Below are 22,643 nucleotides of genomic sequence, written 5' to 3'. Positions count from 1 at the left end.
GGCTGCGGGCGCAAGCTCGCTCCTCGCACTCACAGCGAGCTACCCACCAGCTTGACCAGGTCGACGAGGCGGTTCGAGTAGCCCCACTCGTTGTCGTACCAGCCGACGACCTTGACCTGGTTGCCGATCACCTTGGTCAGCGGCGCGTCGAAGATGCACGACGCCGGGTCGGTGACGATGTCGGCGGAGACGATCGGGTCCTCGTTGTAGACCAGGATGCCCTTGAGCGGGCCGTCCGCGGCGGCCTTCAGCGCGGCGTTGACCTCGTCCACGGTGGTCTCCCGGCCGACCTCCACGGTCAGGTCGGTGGCCGAGCCGGTCGGGATCGGCACCCGCAGCGCGTAGCCGTCCAGCTTGCCCTTGAGGTCCGGCAGCACCAGACCGATCGCCTTCGCGGCGCCGGTCGAGGTCGGCACGATGTTCAGCGCGGCGGCGCGGGCCCGGCGCAGGTCCTTGTGCGGCGCGTCCTGCAGGTTCTGGTCCTGCGTGTACGCGTGGATCGTGGTCATCAGACCCTTGGTGATGCCGAACGTGTCGTGCAGGACCTTCGCCATCGGGGCGAGGCAGTTGGTGGTGCAGGACGCGTTCGAGATGATGTTGTGCTTGGCCGGGTCGTACTGGTCCTGGTTGACGCCCATGACCACGGTGACGTCCTCGTTCTTCGCCGGCGCGGAGATGATGACCTTCTTGGCCCCGCCGTCGATGTGCGCCTTCGCCTTGGTGGCGTCGGTGAAGAAGCCGGTGGACTCGATCACGACGTCGGCGCCGACCTCGCCCCACGGCAGCTTGGCCGGGTCCTTCTCGGCGTACGCCTTGATGGTCTTGCCGCCCACGGTGATCTCGTCGGCGGTCGCCTTCACCTCGTGCGGGAGGCGGCCCAGAATGCTGTCGTACTTGACAAGGTGGGCGAGCGTCGCGTTGTCGGTCAGGTCGTTCACCGCCACGACCTCGATGTCCGCACCGGACGCCAGCACTGCCCGGAAGAAGTTACGGCCGATCCGGCCGAAGCCGTTGATGCCAACCCGGATGGTCACAGGTCCCATCTCCTCGCGTTCTGGTCCGCCGGCGTCAGACCACGGCCGGCGGAGGTGTGTGCGCCGACCGTAGGAGCCGGCCGTTGACGATGTCATCTCGGCCACCCCGCCGCGGTCTGTGGAGACCTGACCGCCCGAGGCGGTGAGTACGGCGAGGAATGCCTGTGCCGGCCCCCTTGCCGTACGCAGCGACCCTATCCGAGCGTGCGCCACCGCGCTGCGGCGGGTGGTGATCCCGCCCGCACGCGAACAGCCGCACGGTCCTATCAGACCACGAGCATGTCGGGCGTGACGGCCGCTTCGGTATCCGGGATGCCCAGGTCGCGGGCCCGCTTGTCGGCCAGCGCGAGCAGCCGGCGGATCCGGCCGGCGATGGCGTCCTTGGTCAGCGGCGGCTCCGCCAGCGCGCCCAGCTCCTCCAGCGAGGCCTGCCGGTGCTCCAGCCGCAGCTGGCCGGCCGAGGTGAGGTGGTTGGGGGCATCGTCGGCGAGGATCTCCAGCGCCCGGGTGACCCGGGCGGCGGCGGCTACCGCGGCGCGGGCCGAGCGGCGCAGGTTGGCGTCGTCGAAGTTGGCCAGCCGGTTGGCGGTCGCCCGGACCTCCCGGCGCACCCGCCGCTCCTCCCAGGCCAGCACGCTGGAGTGGGCGCCGATGCGGGTGAGCAGGGCGGCGATCGCGTCGCCGTCCTTGACCACGACCCGGTCCACCCCGCGTACCTCGCGGTTCTTCGCGGTGATGCCGATCCGGCGGGCCGCGCCGACCAGCGCCAGGGCGGACTCCGGGCCCGGGCAGGTGATCTCCAGCGCGCTGGAGCGGCCCGGCTCGGTGAGCGAGCCGTGCGCCATGAACGCGCCCCGCCAGGCGGAGACCGCGCAGCAGACGTTCGCGGCCACCACGTGCGGCGGCAGCCCGCGCACCGGACGGCCACGGACGTCGAGCAGGCCGGTCTGCCGGGCGAGGGCCTCCCCGTCCTTCACCACCCGGACGATGAAGTGGCTGCCCTTGCGCAGCCCGCCGGAGGCGAGCACGTGGATCTCGCTCGGGTAGCCGTACACCTCGGCGATCTCCCGGCGCAGCCGCCGGGCGACCGCGCCGGTGTCCAGCTCCGCCTCGACCACCACCCGGCCGGACACGATGTGCAGGCCACCCGCGAAGCGCAGCAGGGCGGCCATCTCCGCGCGCCGGCAGCACGGCTTGGGTACGTCGACCCGACTCAGCTCGTCCTTGACCGCGGCCGTCATCGCCATAGTGCGCCCCCTCACGGACCGGTACCGGCGTGTCGCCGGTGATTACGTACGTGTCTAACGATCGGCGCCCAGGACGGGCACCAGTGCGGCGCCCAGCGCGGCTGGATCATGACGGGGCGTGCCGTCGGTGACGGCGACGGGGGCGAGGACCAGCCGGGCACCCAGCGATTCTGCCGCACGTTCGACCGCCTCGGGATCACCCACCGCCGTGGAGTCCGCCAGCACCATGTCCACCTTCAGCTCGGGCAGATAGCGCCCGAGGGTGTCCAGATGGTCGGGCAGGGAGAGCCCCAGGGTCTCCTTCTCCGCCACCAGGTTGAGGGTCACCAGCCGACGGGCCGGGCTGGACACGATCGCGTCGGCCAGCCCCGGCACCAGCAGGTGGGGCAGCACACTGGTGTACCAGCTGCCCGGCCCGAAGATCAACCAGTCGGCGGCGCGGACCGCGGCGACCGCCTCCGCGCAGGCCGCCGGCGCGGCCGGGGTGAGCCGCAGCGACTCCACCCGCCCTGTGGTGACCGCCACCTGGTGCTGGCCACGCAGCACCCGTACCTCGTCGGGGTGGTCCGGGTCGGCGCCGCGCACCCGGGCCTCGATGCCCACCGGCTGGCACGACATCGGCAGCACCCGGCCGACCGCGCCGAGCATCGCCCCGGCGTGGTCGAGCGCGGCCACCGGGTCACCGAGCAGTTCCATCAGCCCGTGCAGCAGCAGGTTGCCGACCGCGTGCCCGGCGAGCGGGTCGGCCGCCGTCGCGCCGGCCCCGGCGGCCAGCGCGGCGCCGCCGGGCGGCGGCCCCACGGTGACGCCCGCCGGCCGCGCCGCGGCCGGGAAGCGGTGCTGGAACAGCGCGGCGCTGCGCCGGGTGGCCGGGTGGTCGCCGGCGAGGGCGACCAGCGCCTGCCGCAGGTCACCCGGGGGCAGGCCGCCGCGCTCGGCGCGCAGCCGCCCGCTGGAGCCGCCGTCGTCGCCCACCGTGACCACCGCGGTGATGTCCAGGTCCAGCTCGGGTACGCAGCGCCGCAGCGCGCGCAGCGACGCCGAGAGCCCGTGCCCGCCGCCGAACGCGACCACCCTGGTCGGGATCATTCCCGCCCCAGGTCCCGGTGCTGGGCGTTGGCCGCGATGCCGGACTGGCGCAGCCGGGCGGCCAGCTCCTCGGCGATGGCGACGCTGCGGTGCTTGCCGCCGGTGCAGCCGACCGCGACGGTCAGGTAGCGCTTGCCCTCCCGCTCGAAACCGGCCGTGGTGGCGTTGACCAGGTCGGCGTAGCCGGCCACGAAGCCCTCCGCGCCCTCCTGGCCCAGCACGTACGCGCTGACCGCCTCCTCCCGACCGGTGTGCTCGCGCAGCTCCGGCACCCAGTACGGGTTGGGCAGGAACCGGGCGTCCATCACGAAGTCGGCGTCCGGGGGGAGGCCGTACTTGAAGCCGAAGGAGAGCACGGTGATCCGCAGCCGGCGGGCGTCCTCGCCGCCGAAGAGCTCCTCCACCCGGCGGCGCAGCTGGTTGACGTTCAGATGGCTGGTGTCGATGATCACGTCGGCCTGGTCGCGGGCCTCCTCCAGCAGCGCCCGCTCCACCGCGATGCCGTCGGCCAGCCGTCCCTCGCCCTGCAACGGGTGGGACCGGCGGACGCTCTCGAAGCGGCGGATCAGCACCTCGTCGTCGGCGTCGACGAAGACCACCCGGGGGTGGAAGCCGCGCTCGCGCAGCTCCCGGATCGCCCCGGCCAGGTCGGTGGAGAAGGCACGGGAGCGCACGTCCAGCACCATCGCGGTACGCCGGGCCGCGCCGCCGGCCTTGAAGGCCAGCTCGGCCATGTCGAGCATCAGCGCCTGGGGCAGGTTGTCGACCACGTAGAAGCCGACGTTCTCCAACGCCCGGGCGACCGTGCTGCGGCCACCGCCGGAGAGGCCGGTGACCACCACCAACGTGGTGTCCGCCTCGGCCGGCGCCGGCCGGCCGAGGGCCGGCTCCGTGCCGGCCGTCGGCACCGGGTCTCCCGTCCGCGACTCGCTCACCCGCTACCCCCAAGCCGTGGCGCCGCGGCCGGTCGGCCGCGCATGGTCAGTCAGCGACTCTAACGGCTGCACGCCCGTCCGGGATTCCACGGGTGGGGACCCGAACAGGTACTTGTCCGGTTTGCCGGGGATCGGGGCCGGCCCGGCCGCCCGTCCGGCTTCCCGGTGTGCGTGCTGAGCGCAGTGCGCGACGACCTGGTCGGCGACGGTGGGCGGGGCGGAAGGCATGGCCGACGCATCAGGCGTGGGGGATGCCCCGACGGCGGAAGGCGACGAACCCCACCAGTGCGAGCGCGACGGCGATGACGGCCAGCGCGGCCAGCTTGCCGGCGTCGACATCGGCCAGCGGTGGTGCCCCGACATGCGTGGTGGGGGCGAGGTCGAGCACCCATCGCGCGAGTTTCAGGCCGGGGCCGAGGAGGGCGATGAAGGTCGCCACGGCGTACGCCGCCCAGCTGAGCGCGAAGCCGCGCGGCCAGCGGCCGAACACGGCCAGGGCGAGGCCGGCGAACACCAGTTCCGCCGGCAGGTAGTCCAGGCCGGCCCGCAGCACGGCGCCGGTCTCGCCGGTGCTGCCCACCGACCAGGCGGTCGACAGGGCGAGGACCGCCGACGAGCCGGCGACGATGAGCACCAGCCCGGCCGCGACGACCGCGCCGTGGGCGGCAAGCCAGCGGGTCCGGGAGAGCGTGCCGGCGAGCCGGGTCTCCAGGCGGCCCTCGGCTTCCTCGGCCCGCAGGGTGCCGATCGCCTGGGTGACGTACCCCGCGCCGAGGACGGCAAGGTAGAGCTGGGTCATGGCGATGAAGCCGTCCAACGGCCGAGGGCCGCTGATGCCCACGGCGTCGCCCAGCGCGGGATTCCCGGCCAGCGCGTCGAGAAATTGTCGGGCCAGCGCGCCCATCATCCCGGTGAGCAGGATCGCGCCCGCCAGCCAGCCCGCCGTCGCCGGGCGGTGCAGCCAGACCGCGAAGCCGATCGGCCGCCGCCGCAGCCAGGTCGCTCGGGCCGGGCCCGGGCCGCCACGCAGCAGGGCGCTGCCGACGTCCCGGCGGGCGGCCAGCCACACCGCCGCGCCGCCCGAGGCCACGCCGGCAACGGCCGGGACGGCGAGCACCCACCACCGCTGGTTCCCGAACGGCGCGGTCTTCTCCGCCCACCCGAGCGGGGACAGCCAGGTCAACCGGCTCGTAGCCGTGTCGCCGACGCCGCGCAGGACGTACGCCCCGGCGAGTGCGATCAGGCTCCACGTGTACACCCCGCGGGCGTGGCGCACGAGTTGCGCCACCAGAGCCGCGAACCCGGCGAACACGAAGGCCAGCGCGCCGAGAGCCGCGCCGTAGAGGATCGCGCCGGACGTCGGGACACCGGCGAGCACCAGGCCGGCGGCGAACAGGACCGACGTGACGACGATCGCCGCGGTCGCTACCACGAGGGCCGCCAGGACGGGCTGGTGCCGGGCGATCCGACCGCCGAGGATCGTCTCGAGCCGGCCCGACTCCTCCTCGCGTCGCGTCGACCCGGCGATCAGGCCGATTCCCAGCAGCGGAAGCAGGAACGAGGCCAGGAAGCCGAACTCGTCCTGGATCACCCCACCCAGACTGTCGATGCCCTCGACGTGGCCGTTGAGCGCGGCCAGCGCGCTGCCGGCGGTGACCGCCTCGGCATAGGTGTGGATCTTGGCCGGGGTGTCGTAGAGACCGGCGACGGCGACGGCTGTCGCGATCATGCTCGCGGCGAGAGCGAGCACCCAGACCACGATGCCGCGGCGGTGCGTACGCCAGACGATGCCCACCATGGCGCCCAGCCCGCTCCGGCCGGGAACCGCCGGTGGGTACCGGCCGCTCATCGCGCGTCCTCAGCAAGCGGTTCGCCGGTCTCCCGGGCGTCGGGAGCGTTCCCGTAGGCGCGCAGGAACAGCGCATCGAGCCTCGGCGGAGCGACGGTCAGGGTGCGGATCCGTGCGGCGTGCAGCCTGCCGATCATCTCGTCGAGGTGGTCGGCGTCGGTGGTGAACCTGACGTCGACCTGCCCGTCGAGCCGTTCGCAGGCCCAGTCGGCCACCCCATCCGCGTGGGCCAGGTCTTCGGGCTCCTCGACGGTGACGGCGTGCACCGAGGTCCGGGCGTGGCGGCCCAGGTCGGCGATGCTGCCGGTGGCGACGGTGCGGCCACGGCGAATGATGCTCACCCGGTCGGCCAGCGCTTCGACCTCGCTGAGGATGTGGCTGGAGAGCAACACGGTGACACCGTCGTTCCTCCGTTCCCGCACACACTGCTGGAAGACCTGCTCCATCAGCGGATCGAGCCCGGACGTGGGCTCGTCGAGGATGAGTAGGTCCACCTGGGCGGCCAGCGCGGCCACGAGGGCGACCTTCTGACGGTTGCCCTTGGAGTAATCCCGGATCCGCTTGGTCGGATCGAGCTCGAAGCGTTCGATCAGACGGCCCCGGCGCGTCTCGTCGACCGCGCCGTGCGTGGCCCCGATGACGTCGAGGCACTGGCCGCCGGTCAAGGCGGGCCACAGCGCGACGTCCCCGGCGACGTAGGCCAGCCGCCCGTGCAGCGTGGCGGCCGCCCGCCAGGGGTCGGCGCCGAACAACTCGACGTGACCGCGGGTCGCCCGCATCAGCCCGAGCAGGATGCGGATGGCGGTGGACTTGCCCGCCCCGTTCGGACCGAGAAAACCATGCACCTCGCCCGGCCGCACCGTGAGATCCAATCCGTCGAGGGCACGCACCTTGCCGAACGCCTTGGTGAGGTTCTGGATGTGGATGACATGGGCCGGCTGACTCACGAGGCTTCCTCCCCGGGCGGCGTCACGAACGCGCCCTCCGTGTAGACGGCGGTGGCTTCTCTGGCCCACCGGGCGATGCCCTCCGGGGTGAGCGGATCGACTCCGATCGCGGCGGCGATCTGGTTGCGCAGCAGGACCAGTGCGAGGTCATTGACCAGGAAGAACGCCGCCCGGACCGCGGGGTCCTCAGCCGGTCGAGCGGCGCCGATCTCGGTCATCGAGTCGAGCAGTTGGCGAGTGCGGGCGTGCCAGCGACCGAACAACGCCGCTCCCGCCGGGTCGTTGACGAGCAGCAGGCGGCGCAGGTACGCGGGCAACGGCGAGCCGTGCGGGAAGGCCCGGGCGAACATCTCGGCGATGGACGCGCCGCTGTCCCCGCTGATCGCCTCGGCCACGTCCCGCTCGTCCATCGAGAAGAGCGCGTCGAACGCCTGCGCGGCGTAGCCGTCCACGGCGGCCCGCAGCCCGTCCTTGCTGCCGAAGTGATGCACGACGAGCGCGGGTGACACCCCTGCCGCCGCAGCGATCTCCCGCACCGTGACGGCATCATGCCCGCGCTCGGCGAACAGGCGCAGCGCGGCGTTGCGGATGTTGGCCTTGCCAGTGAGGTCGCCATCGTCAGGAGCTGAACGCATGTTCAAAACATTAAACGCTTGTTCAGCGCGTCGTCAACACCCTCCCGCGACGGGGACGAGTCGTAGCCGTGTTGTCCGGGCCCGCTCGTAGACTGCGCGAATGGTCTCCCCCACCGATCAGCGGACCGAGGACGCGCTGCGGGTGCTCAACCGGGTGTTCGGCTACGACACCTTCCGCGGCTTCCAGCAGGAGGTCGTCGAGCACGTGGTGGCCGGCGGCGACGCGCTGGTGCTGATGCCGACCGGCGGCGGCAAGTCGCTCTGCTACCAGATCCCGGCGCTGGTCCGCGACGGCGTCGCGGTGGTCGTGTCGCCGCTCATCGCGCTCATGCAGGACCAGGTCGACGCGCTCACCGCCGTCGGCGTCCGGGCCGGCTTCCTCAACTCGACGCAGGACCTCACCGAGCGGCGCCGGGTCGAGGCCGCCTTCCTCGCCGGCGAGCTGGACCTGCTCTACCTGGCGCCGGAGGCGCTGGCGGTACGCGCCACCCTCGGCCTGCTGGAGCGAGGCCGCATCGCGCTGTTCGCGATCGACGAGGCGCACTGCGTGTCGCAGTGGGGGCACGACTTCCGCCCCGACTACCTCAACCTGTCGATGCTGCACGAACGCTGGCCGGCGGTGCCGCGCATCGCGCTGACCGCCACGGCGACCCGGGCCACCCGCACCGAGATCGCCACCCGGCTCCAACTCACCGACGCCCGCCACTTCGTGGCCAGCTTCGACCGGCCCAACATCCAGTACCGGATCGTGCCCAAGCGGGAGCCGCGCAAGCAGTTGCTCGCCCTGCTGCGCGACGAGCACCCGGGCGACGCCGGCATCGTCTACTGCCTCTCCCGCGCCTCGGTGGAGAAGACCGCCGAGTTCCTGGTCCAGCAGGGCATCCCGGCCCTGCCGTACCACGCCGGGCTGGACGCGGCGACCCGGGCGACCAACCAGCAGCGCTTCCTGCGCGAGGACGGGCTGGTCATGGTCGCCACGATCGCCTTCGGCATGGGCATCGACAAGCCCGACGTGCGCTTCGTCGCCCACCTCGACCTGCCCAAGTCGGTGGAGGGCTACTACCAGGAGACCGGCCGCGCCGGGCGCGACGGGCTGCCGTCGACCGCCTGGCTGGCGTACGGGCTGCAGGACGTGGTGCAGCAGCGCAAGATGATCGAGACGTCCGAGGGCGACCTCGCGCACCGGCGCAACCTCGCCAGCCACCTGGACGCCATGCTGGCGCTCTGCGAGACGGTCCGCTGCCGCCGGGCGCAGCTGCTCGAATACTTCGGCGAAGGCGGCACGGCCAACTGCGGCAACTGCGACACCTGCCTCGAGCCGCCGGAGTCCTGGGACGGCACGGTCGCCGCCCAGAAGCTGCTCTCCACCGTCTTCCGGCTGGACCGGGAACGCAACCAGCGCTTCGGCGCCGGGCACAGCATCGACATCCTGCTCGGCAAGCACACCGACAAGATCGACCAGTACGGTCACGACGCGCTGAGCACCTTCGGCATCGGCACCGAGCTGCGGGAGGCCGAGTGGCGAGGCGTGGTGCGGCAACTGCTCGCCGAAGGGCTGCTCGCCGTGGAGGGCGACTACGGCACCCTCGCGCTCACCGAGGCCAGCGCCGAGGTGCTGGGCCGCCGCCGTACGGTCACCCTGCGGCGGGAGCCGGAGCGGCCGGCGGCCAGCCGGTCGGCGAAGCCACGCGGGGCGGCCACCGTGGTCGCCGACCTCACCCCGGCCGCCGCGTCGGTGTTCGAACGGCTGCGCGCCTGGCGCGCGGCCACCGCCAAGGAGCAGGGCGTCCCGGCGTACGTCATCTTCCACGACGCCACCCTGCGGCAGATCGCCACGGAGGCACCCGCCTCGCTGGCCGAACTGTCCCGGATCAGCGGCGTCGGCGAGAACAAGCTGGCCAAGTACGGCGACGGGATCCTCGGCATCCTCGCCGAGTCCTGAGACCGGGTCCGTCCGCGGACACGACGAAGGGCCGACCCCTTGTGGGGGCCGGCCCTTCGTGCTCGCTCCTGTCAGCGGATAGCCGGTCAGGAGGCGCTGTAGCCGCGGGTGGCGATCCAGTCGGCGAGGTTGTCGACGCTGATGCGGTAGGAGGCGGTGTTGGGGTTGGCGCTGTCGGCGATGGTGACGGTCTTCCCGTTGTCGTGGTAGCCGACGACGCTGATGTAGTGGCCGCCTTCGAAGGAGTGGGTGTTGCCGTCGGTGTCGGTGGCGGTGCCGGCGATGTTGGCGACCACGGCGCGGCCGTCGTCGACGGTGCGCACGATGTCGGCGCGCAGGGTGTCGGTCTGCTTGTCGTCGGCCTTGCCGTCCTTGATCTCCACCGACCGGTAGGTCTTGCCGGTTTCCTTGTTCAGGACGGGGGTGATGTCGTTGATGCTGTTGGTGCCGTTCTCGGTGGTGCCCATTTCCTTGGCCATGGTGTCGACGTCGATGTTCTTGCCGAGCACGGACAGGGCGTTGCGGGTGGCGGCGGGGCCGCAGTAGTAGAAGTTGGGCTGGGCTTCGTAGCGGACGTCGAGTTCGCGCTCGCCGTGGCCCTTGCGGTCGGTGGTGACCTGCGCGGTCTTCTCGGCGGGGGCGGCGTGGGCGGCGATGGCGGGGCCGGCGATGCCACCAGCGGTGGCGGCGAAGCCGGCGGCGGTCAGAACGGTGTTACGCAGCAGAGTGGTACGCATGGTGAGTGCCTCTCTGATCGGGGGTGACGCGACAGCCACACGGGGGGTGTCTGCTGCCGCGCGCAAAAAGGGGGGGAAGTTTTTGGGGGATGCGCCCGGCGGTCAGGGGGTGACCTGCTCGGGCGTGCCCGGGGTGTAACCGTCGGTGGCGGGGAAGTGATTCCCTCGGCCTGCCGGTATCCCGGGGGTGGACCGGTGGTGCACGGTCCAGGGGGATGTAACGACCCGGGGCCGGGGATCATTCCCTCGGCCTTGGGACCGGGTGGACCGGTGGTGCACGGTCCGGGGGATGTAACGGCCCGGGGCCGGGGATCGTTCCCCTCGGCTTGACCCGGGGTGGACTGCGCGGTCCGGGGGTATAACGACGGCCGGTGGCCGATCATTCCGGCCGGGCTCCACGCACCCTGGGGCGGGGCTGCTCTACGGTCTGCCATGTTCAACGACCCCGACCCCCGCATGATTCCACCCTGCGGGTGGCCCCGACCACGGCACACCAGGCCCCAAACCACCCAACGGCCACCACCACCCACCACCCAGATCCGGGAGGACCCGGGCAGACGGCGCGGCCGGAGCCCGGGATGAGAGTTCGGCAGCGCCGCGATGCTCGGGGGTGCCGAAGCCCGGGACCGGGGGTCCGGACACTACCGACCTCGATGGCGGAAACGACCCACACCGGGGCACGGAAGGGATGATCCACTCCGGTTGCGGCGATCTGGTGCTTCCTCGACGCCGGATGGCCCCGTTTGCCGCATCCCGGCGTGGATCAGCCGCGCTGACCGGCTGGCCGCCGTGGCGGTGAGTCGTTCATGTCATCAGACCAGTAGCGAGCGGAAGGACACCGGCCCCGGGTGCCGCATCAGGCGGGAGGATGATCCACCCAGTTGCGGCGATCTGGTGCTTCCTCGGCGCCGGATGGCCCCGTTTGCCGCATCCCGGCGTGGATCAGCCGCGCTGACCGGCTGGCCGCCGTGACGGCGAGTCGTTCAGCTCAACAGACCAGTAGCGAGCGGAAGGACACCGGCCCCGGGTGCCGCATCAGGCGGGAGGATGATCGCATCGGATGGGAGGACGATCCACCCACTTGCGGCGATCCGGCCCTTCCTCGACGCCGGATAGCCCCGTTTGCCGCATCCCGGCGTGGATCAACCGCAATGAACGGCTGGCCACTCCCGGCGGACGAGGCGGGCCCGCCGGGAGCGGGTCAGGAAGGGGTCTTGGCCGAGCCGGACTCGTCGAGGGCGGCGAGAATCGCCTCGGCGGTCCGCCGGCCCACACCGGGCACCTCGGTGATCTCCTCGACGGTGGCGGCGGAGAGCCGCTTGAGCGAGCCGAAGTGCCGCAGCAGCGCCTTGCGGCGTACCTCGCCGAGGCCGGGGATGTTGTCCAGCGCCGATTCGGTCATCCGCTTCGACCGGCGCTGCCGGTGGAAGGTGATGGCGAACCGGTGCGCCTCGTCGCGTACGCGTTGCAGCAGGTAGAGCGCCTCGGAGGTGCGGGGCAGGATGACCGGGAACTCGTCGTCGGGCAGCCAGACCTCCTCCAGCCGCTTGGCCAGGCCGCAGAGCGCCACGTCGTCGATGCCCAGCTCGGCGAGGGCCTGCGCGGCGGCGGCCACCTGCGGCGCGCCGCCGTCGACCACGACCAGCTGCGGCGGGTACGCGAACTTGCGCGGCCGCCCGGTGGTCGGGTCGATGCCGGGCCGGTCGGGGTCCCCGGCGGTCTCCTCACCGATCTCTCCGGTCTCGGCGCGGGCATCGAGGTAGCGGGCGAAGCGCCGGCGCAGCACCTCGGACATGGCGGAGAGGTCGTCGGTGGCGCCGCGGACGATGAACCGCCGGTATTCGCTCTTGCGGGGCAGCCCGTCCTCGAAGACGACCATGCTGGCCACCACGTCGGTGCCCTGGATCTGGGACACGTCGAAACACTCGATCCGCAGCGGCGAGGTACGCATGCCGAGCGCCTCGGCGATCTCGTCGAGCGCCTGGCTGCGGGTGGTGAGGTCGCCCGCCCGCTTGAGCTTGTGTCGGGCGAGCGCGTCCTTGGCGTTGCGCTCGACGGTCTCCAGCAGCGCGCGCTTGTCGCCGCGTTGCGGCACCCGCAGGGACACCCGGCTGCCCCGCCGGGTGGAGAGCCAGTCGGCGAGCGCGTCGGCGTCGCCGGGCAGCTCGGGGACGAGCAGCTCGCGGGGCACGTCGGCCTCGCCCTGCTCGCCGCCGTAGACCTGGGTGCAGAAGTGGTGCACCAGGTCACCGGTGGTCAGCTCCTCGGTCTTCTCCACCACCCAGCCGCGCTGGCCGCGGACCCGACCGCCGCGGACGTGGAAGACCTGGACGGCGGCTTCGAGGGGGTCGTCGGCGAAGGCCACCACGTCGGCGTCGGTGCCGTCGCCGAGCACCACGGTCTGCTTCTCCATGGCTCGCCGCAGCGCGGCCACGTCGTCGCGCAGCCGGGCGGCCCGCTCGAACTCCAGCTGCTCGCTGGCCTCCAGCATGTCCTTCTCCAGCCGCCGGACCATCGTGTCGGTGCGGCCGGCCATGAAGTCGCAGAAGCTGTTGACGATCTCCCGGTGCCGTTCGGCGGTGACGCTGCCGACGCAGGGCGCGGAGCACTTGCCGATGTAACCGAGCAGGCAGGGCCGGCCGACCTGGCCGGCCCGCTTGAACACCCCGGACGAGCAGGTCCGCGCCGGGAAGACCCGCAGCAGCAGGTCCAGCGTCTCGCGGATCGCCCAGGCGTGGGAGTACGGCCCGAAGTAGCGCACCCCCTTGCGCTTGGCGCCGCGCATCACCTGCAGGCGCGGGTATTCCTCGTCGAGGGTGACCGCGAGATAGGGGTACGACTTGTCGTCACGGTAGCGGACGTTGAACCGGGGGTCGTACTGCTTGATCCAGGTGTATTCCTGCTGGAGCGCCTCGACCTCGGTGGCCACGGTGATCCAGTCCACCGACTCGGCGGTGAAGACCATCTGCCGGGTGCGCTGGTGCAGGTTGACCGGGTCGGCGAAATAGGAGTTGAGCCGGCTGCGCAGGTTGCGCGCCTTGCCGACGTAGATCACCCGGCCGGTGCCGTCCCGGAAGCGGTAGACCCCTGGCGACTCCGGGATGGTGCCGGTCGCGGGACGGTAGGTCGAGGGGTCAGCCACGCCGCAAGCCTAGCCAGGGCCTGTGTCAAAAAGCCCGCGCAGGTCGGCCAGCGCCGCGGACGCGTCCCGGCGTGCGAGCGTCCGCGATCAGAATTGACGGATCGTGAAACGGCAGGGGTCAATGCGTGGTCGCCCCTGCTAGCTTGCGGCATGGCTGGTTTCGCCGTCGATCCCGAAGAGGTCGCCGGCTTCGCGGGGCGGATGCTCACCGCCTCGCAGGAGTTCGGCGACGGGATGCTGCTGGCGCAGGAGCACTTTCCGGCTCCGCTGATCGCCTTCGGCGACACCCTGGCCGCGGAGCCGGCCCATGCCGCCTGCCAGACCGCGACGGAGGCGGCGATGACCGCCGCCGGCGTGCTGCAGGCGGTCCTGGAAGGTGACGTCGACCGTCTCTACCTGGTCGCGTTCTCGATTCAGCAGACCGACGACGACGCCGGTGGGCTCATGGGTGGCCTACTCGGCGGCGGTTGACATGACCATCCCCGGAGCACCCGTCACATCGGCGCAGCCCGCCCCGATCGTCTCGGACGATCTGTGGTCACTGGGAGCCGATCCGGAGCGGCTCCTGGCCACGGCCAAGGCGTGGCGCAGCCTCGCCCACGCCGCTCGCGACAGCGCGGCGGACGCCCGGAACGGGGCGAACGCGCTGTTCAACAGCGGGTGGAGTGGCGACGTCGCGGAGGCGTACGCCGAGCATGGCCGCAAGCTGGTGGTGGATCTCGAGGAGTTCGCCGCGCTGGCCGAGCGCGGTGCCCGGGCGGTCGACGACCTGGCGGACGCGCTGGGCCGCGCCCAACTGCTGCTCGACCAGGAGTGGAAGGCGTTGACCGGGGCCGTGCGGGTGGCCCGGTCGGCCGACGGGGTCATCTTCACCCCGACGGATGCGGCCGGCGTGGCGGTCGTGGGTGCCGCCGTCGCGGCCGCTGAGGCGATCCGCCGGCCGGCCGTGGACGTGCAGCAGGACTCGGCGGCGGACCTGCGGGCGGTCAGTGCGGCCCTGGAGACCATCAAGGACGCATGGTGGCGATTCACCGCCGGGGCGACCCCGTTCACACTGCCCAACGAGCCGCCCGGGCCCGGAGTGATCTTCGTCGGCGGCCGGATGATCATCAACGCCGGCGGCGGCGACAATGACGTCCGGGTGGTCCGCGACCCGTTCACCGGCAAGCTCAGGGTGGAGATCGTGGCCGGGTCGTTCGTGCTCTGGAGCGAGACGGTGCCGGACGGCTTCGCGTTGACGGTCCGCGGCGGGGCCGGTGACGACCATGTGGAGGCCGGCGAGGGTGTCGGCGCGCTGACCGTGCTCGGCGGCTCGGGGGACGACCGCATCCACACCGGCTCCGGCGATGACGTCGTGCTCGGCGGCTACGGCGCGGACACCATCGAGTCCGGCGCCGGTGCCGACTACGTCAGTGGCGGCGCGGGTCAGGACTACCTGGCGACCTTCACCGGTCAGGACCGCCTCATCGGCGGGTCGGGCGAGGACACCCTCTACGGCGGGTCGGGCGCCGACCGCCTCTCCGGCGGCGACGGCTACGACTATCTCGAGGGCGGCCGGGGCGACGACAGCCTCGACGGCGGCCAGGGCTACGACGTGCTCTCGGGCGGACGCGGCAACGACACGATCGCCGGTGGCGCCGGCGACGACACCATCTACACCGGTCAGGGCACCGACACCGTCTCGGGCGGCACCGACGGTGTCGACGGCGATCTGGTGTACGGGCAGCGGCAGACCGAGACCGGCACGGCCGGCACCGAGAGGCCCGACGCCTTCGACGACACCGAGCGGGTCCACCACGTCGACGTCTCCAACGACCTCGCCTCCGACCTGGAGATCGAGGGCTCGGACGAGTTCACCGAGCGGGTGCAGGACGACCTGGACATGCTCCGGTCCTCGCCGAACGGGCAGCTGATGCTGGCGGAGATGGACGGGGCCCAGCACGGCGACCCGGACCGCTTCCGGATCGAGGAGTTCGACGAGCAGAGCGCCGAGGCACACTGGAACACGGACAGTGACGACTACTGGATCCAGTACAACCCCGACTTCGACAGCTTCGAGGGCGCGCCGCCGTCGGCCGTGCTGTTCCATGAGATGGCGCATGTCTACGACTTCGACAACGACACCCGTCTCGACGGACGCTACGTGAATCCCGACGATCCGGACACCCAGACGGTCCCGGTCTTCGGTGACCTTGAGGTCCGGGCCGGCACGGAGAACGTGGAACGCCAGGCCGCCGGCCTGCCTGTCGACACGGACGGCGACGGCGACTTCGAGATCGATCCCCGCCACCCGATCGAGTACACCGAGAACGGACTGCGCGCCGAGATGCGCGTGCCCGACCGGGAGGTCTACGGCGAGGCGGTGCCGTACGACGAACCCCCCGGAGACTGACCCCCGTTCGACACCCCGCCGCCGCGCGTCCCCCGCCACGACGGGGGACGCGGCGGTACGGCTCAGGCCAGGGTGATCTGCTCCCCGGTGACCTTGATGTTCTTCGGCGCCAGTGGCCTGGTCGCCGGGCCCTGCTTCACCGAGCCGTCGGTAATCGAGAAGCGGCTGTTGTGGCAGGTGCAGTTGATCGTGCCGCCGTCGACGTTCGACACCGGACAGCCCTGGTGGGTGCAGATCGGGTCGAAGGCCTTGAACTGGCCGGCCGCCGGTTGGGTGATCACGACGCCCTTGGTGGCGAACACGGCCCCGCCGCCGACCGGGATGTCGGTGGTCCGGGCGAGCGGGCCGCTGCTGTCCCGCTCGCCGCCCTCCGGATCGCCGGCGTTGGTGGCGCCGGGAGGACCGGCGCTGGTCGGCGCCGAACCGCCGGCGGTGTCCCCCGCGTCGTCGCCACAGCCCGCCAGCACCACTGCGGCCCCGACCGCGCCGGCGCCCGCCAGCAGGGTGCGCCGGGTCTGGCCACCCGGTCCGGTCAGCACCTGATCGTCACTCATGTCCGGCCCTTCTCTCGGCTGCCGCCACTCGCCATGATCCCGTGGCCCCGCTTCGCAACACGGACCAGGGTGCCGCACGGTTCATACCGGCGCGTCACCAATGGGATATCCGAGCAGATATCGCACCGACGTGGACCCCGAGCTGCGGCCGGCGTGAAGCGAGCGCGGCGTGGAGCGAGCGCGGCGTGGAGCGAGCGCGGCGTGAAGCGAGCGCGGCGTGGAGCGAGCGCGGCGTGAAGCGAGCGCGGCGTGAAGCGAGCGCGGCGTGAAGCGAGCGCGGCGTGAAGCGAGCGCGGCACGGGCGGACCGCTCCTGCGGCCCGCCCGTCGTACGCCCGGGTCAGCGCGCCCCGGCGGGAACCTTGCGGCTGGCCCGCGGCCGCGTGGCGCCGTTGGCCTTGGCCGCCCGCGAGGTGGCCGCCGCGGCGCCCTTGGCCGCGCCGTCGAGCTTGAGCATCGGGCGCAGGAACTGGCCGGTGTGGCTCTCCGGCACCTCGGCGACCTCCTCCGGCGTGCCGGTGGCGAGCACGGTGCCGCCCCGGTGGCCACCCTCCGGACCCATGTCGATGATCCAGTCGGCCGACTTGATCACGTCGAGGTTGTGCTCGATGGTGATCACCGTGTTGCCCTTGTCGACCAGACCCTCGAGGACCATGAGCAGCTTGCGGATGTCCTCGAAGTGCAGGCCGGTGGTCGGCTCGTCGAGCACGTAGACGGTCCGGCCGGTGGACCGCTTCTGCAGCTCGGAGGCGAGCTTGACGCGCTGCGCCTCACCGCCGGAGAGGGTCGGGGCGGGTTGGCCGAGACGGACGTAGCCGAGGCCCACGTCGACCAGCGTCTTGAGGTGCCGGTGGATGGCCGGGATCGCGGAGAAGAACTCGGCGGCCTCCTCGATCGGCATGTCCAGCACCTCGGCGACCGTGCGGCCCTTGTAGTGCACCTCCAGGGTCTCCCGGTTGTACCGGGCGCCCTTGCACACCTCGCACGGCACGTAGACGTCGGGCAGGAAGTTCATCTCGATCTTGATGGTGCCGTCACCGGAGCACGCCTCGCAGCGGCCACCCTTGACGTTGAAGGAGAACCGGCCCGGACCGTACCCCCGGACCTTGGCCTCGGTGGTCTCGGCGAAGAGCTTGCGGACGTGGTCCCAGACGCCGGTGTAGGTGGCCGGGTTCGACCGGGGCGTGCGGCCGATCGGCGACTGGTCCACGCCGACGACCTTGTCCACGTTCTCCAGGCCGGTGATCCGGGTGTGCCGGCCGGGGACCAGCCGGGCGCCGTTGATCTGGTTGGCGAGCACCGCGTAGAGGATGTCGTTGACCAGGGTCGACTTGCCGGAGCCGCTGACCCCGGTGACCGCGATGAGCTGGCCCAGCGGGAAGCTGACGGTGAGGTTGCGCAGGTTGTGCTCGCGCGCCCCGTGCACCACCAGCTCCCGTTCCGCGGTCTGCGGCCGGCGGACGGCCGGCGTCGGGATCTGCCGGCGCCCCGACAGGTACGCCCCGGTGACCGACTCCTCGTTCTCCAGCAGCGCCGGCACCGACCCGCTGTGCACGATCTTGCCGCCGTGCTCGCCGGCGCCGGGGCCGATGTCGACGATCCAGTCGGCGACCCGGATGGTGTCCTCGTCGTGCTCGACCACGATCAGGGTGTTGCCGAGCCCGCGCAGCCGCAGCAGCGTCTCGATCAGCCGGTGGTTGTCCCGCTGGTGCAGGCCGATCGACGGCTCGTCCAGCACGTAGAGCACCCCGACCAGGCCGGAGCCGATCTGGGTGGCGAGCCGGATGCGCTGCGCCTCGCCGCCGGAGAGGGTGCCCGCCGGCCGGTCCAGGGAGAGGTAGTCCAGCCCGACGTCGAGCAGGAACTTCAGCCGGGCGTTGATCTCCTTGAGCACCCGCTCGGCGATCATCTTCTGCCGGTCGGTCAGCTCGATGCCGGCGAGCAGGTCGGCCGCCTCGCCGACGGAGAGGTTGCAGACCTCGGCGATGCTCTTGCCGGCCAGGGTGACCGCGAGCACCTCCGGCTTGAGCCGGGCGCCACCGCAGGCCGCGCAGGGCACGTCGCGCATGTAGCCCTCGTACTTGTCCCGCGACCACTCCGACTCGGTGTCGCCGTGCCGGCGCTCGATCCACTGCATCACGCCCTCGAAGCCCGTGTAGTAGGAGCGCTCGCGGCCGTACTTGTTGCGGTAGCGGACGTGCACCTGGTCGTCGGAGCCGTGCAGGATCGTCTTCTGTGCCCGCGACGGCAACGCCCGCCACGGGGTGTCCACGTCGAAGTGCTCGGCCTCGCCGAGGGCCTCCAGCAGGCGCAGGAAGTATTCCAGGTTGTGCCCGGTGGCCCAGGGCTGGATGGCGCCCTCGCGCAGGGTCCGCTCCGGGTCCGGGATGACCAGCTCCGGGTCGACCTCCTTCTTGGTGCCCAGGCCGGTGCACTCGGGGCAGGCGCCGTACGGGGCGTTGAAGGAGAAGACCCGGGGCTCCAGGTCCTCGATCGCGAGCGGGTGGTCGTTGGGGCAGGCCAGGTGCTCGGAGTAGCGGCGCTCCCGGTCCGGGTCGTCCTCGGCCAGGTCGACGAAGTCGAGCAGCACGATGCCGCCGGAGAGACCGAGCGCGGCCTCGACCGAGTCGGTCAGCCGCCGCTTGGCGCCGGGCTTGACGCTGAGCCGGTCGATCACCACCTCGATGGTGTGCTTCTCCTGCTTCTTGAGCTTCGGCGGCTCGGTCAGCGGGTGCACCACGCCGTCGACCCGGGCCCGCGCGTAGCCCTTGGCCTGGAGTTCGGCGAAGAGGTCGACGTACTCGCCCTTGCGGCCGCGCACCACCGGGGCGAGCACCATGAACCGGGTGCCCTCGGCCATCGCGAGCACCCGGTCGACGATCTGCTGCGGGCTCTGCTTGGAGATCCGCTCGCCGCAGATCGGGCAGTGCGGCTCGCCGACGCGGGCGAAGAGCAGCCGGAGGTAGTCGTAGACCTCGGTGATGGTGCCGACGGTGGAGCGCGGGTTGCGCGAGGTGGACTTCTGGTCGATGGAGACCGCGGGGCTGAGGCCCTCGATGAAGTCGACGTCGGGCTTGTCCATCTGGCCGAGGAACTGCCGGGCGTACGAGGACAGCGACTCGACGTAGCGCCGCTGGCCCTCGGCGAAGATGGTGTCGAACGCCAGGCTCGACTTGCCCGAACCGGAGAGCCCGGTGAAGACGATCAGGGCGTCCCGGGGCAGGTCGAGACTGACGTCACGCAGGTTGTGCTCGCGCGCGCCACGGATGATCAGTCGGTCGGCCACAGTGCCTGTGCTCCCGGAGAAAGAATGGAGGCGGATCTGTCCGCTCGGAGCGTGGTCTGAGCGGTTTTCGAGGGTTGTCGAGGCGCACGGAAGACGCCCGGGCAACTCTAGCCCCGAGGTATGACAAGTTTCCGCGCGCGCACATTCCCCCAGGTCAGCTCGGTCGGGCGGGGCGCGCTCGCCCCACCCGACCGCCGCCGTCCTCCGGTCAGAATCCGCCCGGCGCCGGCGGTGCCGTCGGACGCCCCGTCCGCCGCCGGCCACCCCGCCAGCCGCCCCGCCGCTCGGCCGCGAGCCGGGCCTCCCGGCGGCCGCTCTCGTAGGCCACCTCGCGCTGCAGCCGGCGCCAGCTCTCCCAGCGCCGGGGCGGCAGCTCCCCGCTGTCCAGCGCGGCGCGCACCGCGCACGCCGGCTCGGCGTCGTGCGCGCAGTCGGCGTACCGGCAGCCGCTGGCCAGCTCGGCGATGTCCGCGAAGGCCCGGTCCAGACCGGCCGTGCCGTCGAGCAGGCCGACGGCCCGTACGCCGGGGGTGTCCAGCACCGCGCCGCCGCCGGGGATCGGCACCAGGGCCCGCCAGGTGGTGGTGTGCCGGCCCTTGCCGTCGGAGCGGCGGATCGCCTGGGTACGCATCACGTCCGCCCCGGCCAGGGCGTTGACCAGGCTCGACTTGCCCGCGCCGGAGGGCCCGAGCAGCCCGAGCGTCCGCCCCGGGGCGACGTGGCGGCGCAGCGGGTCCAGCCCGGTGCCCCGCTCGGCGCTGACCGGCAGCACCGGCACCCCGGGGGCGAGCGCGGTGAGTTGCCGGGCCACCGCCGCCGGGTCGGCGGCCAGGTCCGCCTTGGTGAGCACGAGCAGCGGCTCGGCCCCGGACTCGTGGGCCAGGGAGAGCAGTCGCTCGATCCGCTCGGCGTCCGGCGCGGGGTGCACCGGCTCGACCACCGCGGCGGCGTCGAGGTTGGCGGCGAGCACCTGCCCGCTGGCGTCCTTGCCGGCGGTGCGCCGGATCAGGGCGGTACGCCGGGGCAGCACCGTCTCGACCGTCACCGGCCCGTCCGGCCAGGTGGCGAGCAGCACCCAGTCGCCGGCGCAGGGCAGCGCGGTCAGGTCGCGGGCGGCGGCGGCCAGCACAGCCCCGCCCAGGCTGGCCCGGACCGGGCCGTCCGGGCAGAGCACGGTGCAGACGCCACGGTCGACGCGGGCCACCCGGCCCGGCCGGCGGTCGGCGTGCCGCGGTACGTGGGCCGCCCGGTCGGCGTCCCAGCCGAGGGCGGTCAGATCCAGTGTCATGGTGTCCTCATCGGTGTCGAGGGGGTTCAGGGCGGAACACGGGTGCTGCGACCGGCATGCTCACCACCTCCCCTCCGACTCCCGGCTGCCGTGTCCGGCGACGACACCGACCCGGCGCGTCCGAACCAGCGCCGCGACCGAAGCCGTCGACCAGACGGTAGGGGGCGCGCCGGCGCGCCGAAAGCTATTTCCCCGGCGACGTTGCCAGGCCGTACCGCTAGGGTCGTTTCGTGACCAGCGATCCCCTCCTGCTGACCGGCGAGCTGGACGAGGCCATGGCGCGGCTGCTGCGTACCGTGTCCGGTTTCGGCCCGGCGGACGTCGCCGCCGCGTCCCTGCTGCCGGGCTGGACCCGCGGCCACGTGCTGACCCACCTGGCCCGCAACGCCGACGGCTTCGTCAACCTGCTCACCGCCGCGCGCACCGGCGAGCCGATCCCGATGTACGCCAGCCCACAGGCCCGCTCCGCCGACATCGAGACCGGGTCGGGGCGGCCGGCCGCCGACCTGCTGGCCGACCTGCGGCACAGCGCCGAGCGGTTCACCGCGGCGGTGGCGGCCATGCCGGTCGAGGCGTGGGCGGCCACGGTGCAGACCCGGCGCGGCCCGTGGCCGGCCGCGATGCTGGTCTGGGGGCGGCTGCGGGAGATCGAGGTGCACCACGTGGACCTCGCCGCCGGCTACCGGCCGGCGGACTGGCCGGACGCGTTCGCCCAGCGGTTGCTGCACGAGGTGGCCACCGGCCTGGCCGGCAACCCGGCGGCGCCGGCCATGGTGCTGCGCTTCGACGGCGTCCGGTCCGAACTCGTCGTGGGTGACCCCGAGGGGGCGCCCACGATCACCGGCCCCGCGCCGGAACTCGCCGCCTGGCTGACCGGGCGCAGCGCCGGCGAGGTGCTCACCGTCACGCCCGACGGTCCCCTGCCGATCCCACCGGAATGGATATAGAAGCCGCATGACCTACACCGGAGACGTCACGCCCGGCGGCACGCCGGACGTCCGCGACCTCGACCGGCTCACCATCACCAAGGTTTCGGTGGGGCCGATGGACAACAACGCGTACCTGCTGCGCTGCCGGGAGACCGGCGAGCAGGTGCTGATCGACGCCGCCAACGAGGCGCCGCGGCTGCTCGAGCTGATCGGCGACGGTGGACTGGCCAGCGTGGTCACCACCCACCAGCACATGGACCACTGGGTGGCGCTGGAGGAGGTGGTGGCGAAGACCGGCGCCCGCCCGCTGGTGGGCGCCGAGGACGCCGAGGGCCTGCCGATCGAGGCCGCCCCGCTGCGCGAGGGGGACACCGTGCCGGTCGGCTCCTGCGCCCTGGAGGTGATCCACCTGCGGGGGCACACCCCGGGCTCGATCGCGCTGCTCTACCGCGACCCGTCCGGCGTGCCGCACCTGTGGACCGGCGACTCACTTTTTCCCGGCGGGGTGGGGAACACCAACCAGGACCCGGAGCGGTTCGGCCATTCAGGCCGGTCGGGTCGCTGTAGGTGCCCGGGTTGTTGTTGCTGTAGCCGTACGCGTTCCACTGCTGCGGGTCGCTGGCGTCCATCACGGGGTC

At 72.4% G+C, this 22,643-nt stretch carries 17 protein-coding genes; 5 read left to right on the top strand and 12 right to left on the bottom strand.

What is annotated here, in order from left to right:
• Positions 1 to 29: 29 nt before the first annotated feature.
• From gap to AB0I11_RS21535, 7 genes are all read right to left on the bottom strand, one after another.
• Positions 30 to 1,034: a type I glyceraldehyde-3-phosphate dehydrogenase gene (gene gap, locus AB0I11_RS21565; RefSeq protein ID WP_046571207.1), complete on the bottom strand. Its 1,005-nt coding sequence runs from the start codon at positions 1,032 to 1,034 to the stop codon at positions 30 to 32.
• Between the two features lie 266 nt (positions 1,035 to 1,300).
• Positions 1,301 to 2,281, bottom strand: a complete 981-nt coding sequence (whiA, locus tag AB0I11_RS21560) for a DNA-binding protein WhiA (RefSeq protein WP_262286278.1) — start codon at positions 2,279 to 2,281, stop codon at positions 1,301 to 1,303.
• 54 nt (positions 2,282 to 2,335) lie between these two features.
• Complete coding sequence (locus AB0I11_RS21555; protein WP_357323117.1) at positions 2,336 to 3,370, bottom strand: 2-phospho-L-lactate transferase CofD family protein; 1,035 nt, start codon at positions 3,368 to 3,370, stop codon at positions 2,336 to 2,338.
• Positions 3,367 to 4,278, bottom strand: coding sequence for an RNase adapter RapZ (gene rapZ / locus AB0I11_RS21550; protein WP_357323315.1), 912 nt, complete (start codon positions 4,276 to 4,278; stop codon positions 3,367 to 3,369). Before rapZ ends, AB0I11_RS21555 begins: the two co-directional genes overlap by 4 nt.
• 265 nt (positions 4,279 to 4,543) lie before the next feature.
• Positions 4,544 to 6,154 (bottom strand): hypothetical protein, encoded by a 1,611-nt coding sequence (locus AB0I11_RS21545; protein ID WP_357323114.1) that lies wholly within the window; start codon positions 6,152 to 6,154, stop codon positions 4,544 to 4,546.
• Positions 6,151 to 7,101 (bottom strand): ABC transporter ATP-binding protein, encoded by a 951-nt coding sequence (locus AB0I11_RS21540; RefSeq protein WP_357323111.1) that lies wholly within the window; start codon positions 7,099 to 7,101, stop codon positions 6,151 to 6,153. Before AB0I11_RS21540 ends, AB0I11_RS21545 begins: the two co-directional genes overlap by 4 nt.
• On the bottom strand, positions 7,098 to 7,736 hold the full coding sequence (locus AB0I11_RS21535; RefSeq protein ID WP_357323107.1) for a TetR family transcriptional regulator: 639 nt from the start codon (positions 7,734 to 7,736) through the stop codon (positions 7,098 to 7,100). Before AB0I11_RS21535 ends, AB0I11_RS21540 begins: the two co-directional genes overlap by 4 nt.
• Positions 7,737 to 7,836: 100 nt before the next feature.
• Between AB0I11_RS21535 and recQ the strand changes: the two genes are divergently transcribed.
• Positions 7,837 to 9,678 carry a DNA helicase RecQ gene (gene recQ / locus AB0I11_RS21530; RefSeq protein ID WP_357323104.1) on the top strand — a complete coding sequence of 614 codons (1,842 nt, stop codon included), beginning with the start codon at positions 7,837 to 7,839 and terminating at the stop codon, positions 9,676 to 9,678.
• A gap of 86 nt (positions 9,679 to 9,764) precedes the next feature.
• Here the strand turns inward: recQ and AB0I11_RS21525 are convergent, their stop codons facing one another.
• Both AB0I11_RS21525 and uvrC read right to left on the bottom strand, forming a co-directional pair.
• On the bottom strand, positions 9,765 to 10,415 hold the full coding sequence (locus AB0I11_RS21525) for a C39 family peptidase (protein WP_357323101.1): 651 nt from the start codon (positions 10,413 to 10,415) through the stop codon (positions 9,765 to 9,767).
• 1,201 nt (positions 10,416 to 11,616) lie between these two features.
• Complete coding sequence (gene uvrC, locus AB0I11_RS21520) at positions 11,617 to 13,557, bottom strand: excinuclease ABC subunit UvrC (RefSeq protein ID WP_357323098.1); 1,941 nt, start codon at positions 13,555 to 13,557, stop codon at positions 11,617 to 11,619.
• 150 nt (positions 13,558 to 13,707) lie between these two features.
• Here uvrC and AB0I11_RS21515 point away from each other — a divergent pair, with 150 nt between their 5' ends.
• Together AB0I11_RS21515 and AB0I11_RS21510 are read left to right on the top strand one after the other, a co-directional pair.
• Positions 13,708 to 14,028: a hypothetical protein gene (locus AB0I11_RS21515; RefSeq protein ID WP_357323095.1), complete on the top strand. Its 321-nt coding sequence runs from the start codon at positions 13,708 to 13,710 to the stop codon at positions 14,026 to 14,028.
• A 1-nt stretch (position 14,029) separates the two neighbouring features.
• Complete coding sequence (locus tag AB0I11_RS21510; RefSeq protein ID WP_357323092.1) at positions 14,030 to 15,949, top strand: M91 family zinc metallopeptidase; 1,920 nt, start codon at positions 14,030 to 14,032, stop codon at positions 15,947 to 15,949.
• Between the two features lie 62 nt (positions 15,950 to 16,011).
• Here AB0I11_RS21510 and AB0I11_RS21505 read toward each other — a convergent pair whose 3' ends face one another.
• From AB0I11_RS21505 to rsgA, 3 genes are all read right to left on the bottom strand, one after another.
• A complete protein-coding gene (locus AB0I11_RS21505) occupies positions 16,012 to 16,503 on the bottom strand; it encodes a Rieske (2Fe-2S) protein (RefSeq protein ID WP_357323089.1) in 492 nt (163 codons plus the stop codon).
• Positions 16,504 to 16,842: 339 nt separating this feature from the next.
• Positions 16,843 to 19,788: an excinuclease ABC subunit UvrA gene (uvrA, locus tag AB0I11_RS21500; RefSeq protein WP_357323086.1), complete on the bottom strand. Its 2,946-nt coding sequence runs from the start codon at positions 19,786 to 19,788 to the stop codon at positions 16,843 to 16,845.
• A 208-nt stretch (positions 19,789 to 19,996) separates the two neighbouring features.
• The gene (gene rsgA / locus AB0I11_RS21495; protein WP_357323083.1) at positions 19,997 to 21,076 is read right to left on the bottom strand and encodes a ribosome small subunit-dependent GTPase A; all 1,080 of its coding nucleotides are present in this window, start codon (positions 21,074 to 21,076) and stop codon (positions 19,997 to 19,999) included.
• Between the two features lie 230 nt (positions 21,077 to 21,306).
• Here rsgA and AB0I11_RS21490 point away from each other — a divergent pair, with 230 nt between their 5' ends.
• Both AB0I11_RS21490 and AB0I11_RS21485 read left to right on the top strand, forming a co-directional pair.
• Positions 21,307 to 22,023 carry a maleylpyruvate isomerase family mycothiol-dependent enzyme gene (locus AB0I11_RS21490; RefSeq protein ID WP_357323080.1) on the top strand — a complete coding sequence of 239 codons (717 nt, stop codon included), beginning with the start codon at positions 21,307 to 21,309 and terminating at the stop codon, positions 22,021 to 22,023.
• Positions 22,024 to 22,030: 7 nt separating this feature from the next.
• The coding region (locus AB0I11_RS21485) for an MBL fold metallo-hydrolase (protein ID WP_357323077.1) at positions 22,031 to 22,643 on the top strand (613 nt) is incomplete at its 3' end.

Source organism: Micromonospora sp. NPDC050495 (genome assembly GCF_040655175.1).
Taxonomy (GTDB): domain Bacteria; phylum Actinomycetota; class Actinomycetes; order Mycobacteriales; family Micromonosporaceae; genus Micromonospora.
Note: the sequence above shows the minus strand (reverse complement) of the source record. Positions and strands in the feature narration are given on the sequence as shown.

What these genes read in the sequence shown, in the direction of transcription:
- AB0I11_RS21525 (WP_357323101.1), bottom strand. Translation starts at nt 10,415, where the DNA reads ATGCGTACCACTCTGCTGCGTAACACCGTTCTGACCGCCGCCGGCTTC.
- AB0I11_RS21510 (WP_357323092.1), top strand. Translation starts at nt 14,030, where the DNA reads ATGACCATCCCCGGAGCACCCGTCACATCGGCGCAGCCCGCCCCGATC.
- recQ (WP_357323104.1), top strand. Translation starts at nt 7,837, where the DNA reads ATGGTCTCCCCCACCGATCAGCGGACCGAGGACGCGCTGCGGGTGCTC.
- AB0I11_RS21535 (WP_357323107.1), bottom strand. Translation starts at nt 7,736, where the DNA reads ATGCGTTCAGCTCCTGACGATGGCGACCTCACTGGCAAGGCCAACATC.
- rsgA (WP_357323083.1), bottom strand. Translation starts at nt 21,076, where the DNA reads ATGACACTGGATCTGACCGCCCTCGGCTGGGACGCCGACCGGGCGGCC.
- AB0I11_RS21555 (WP_357323117.1), bottom strand. Translation starts at nt 3,370, where the DNA reads ATGATCCCGACCAGGGTGGTCGCGTTCGGCGGCGGGCACGGGCTCTCG.
- AB0I11_RS21505 (WP_357323089.1), bottom strand. Translation starts at nt 16,503, where the DNA reads ATGAGTGACGATCAGGTGCTGACCGGACCGGGTGGCCAGACCCGGCGC.
- AB0I11_RS21515 (WP_357323095.1), top strand. Translation starts at nt 13,708, where the DNA reads ATGGCTGGTTTCGCCGTCGATCCCGAAGAGGTCGCCGGCTTCGCGGGG.
- whiA (WP_262286278.1), bottom strand. Translation starts at nt 2,281, where the DNA reads ATGGCGATGACGGCCGCGGTCAAGGACGAGCTGAGTCGGGTCGACGTA.
- AB0I11_RS21545 (WP_357323114.1), bottom strand. Translation starts at nt 6,154, where the DNA reads ATGAGCGGCCGGTACCCACCGGCGGTTCCCGGCCGGAGCGGGCTGGGC.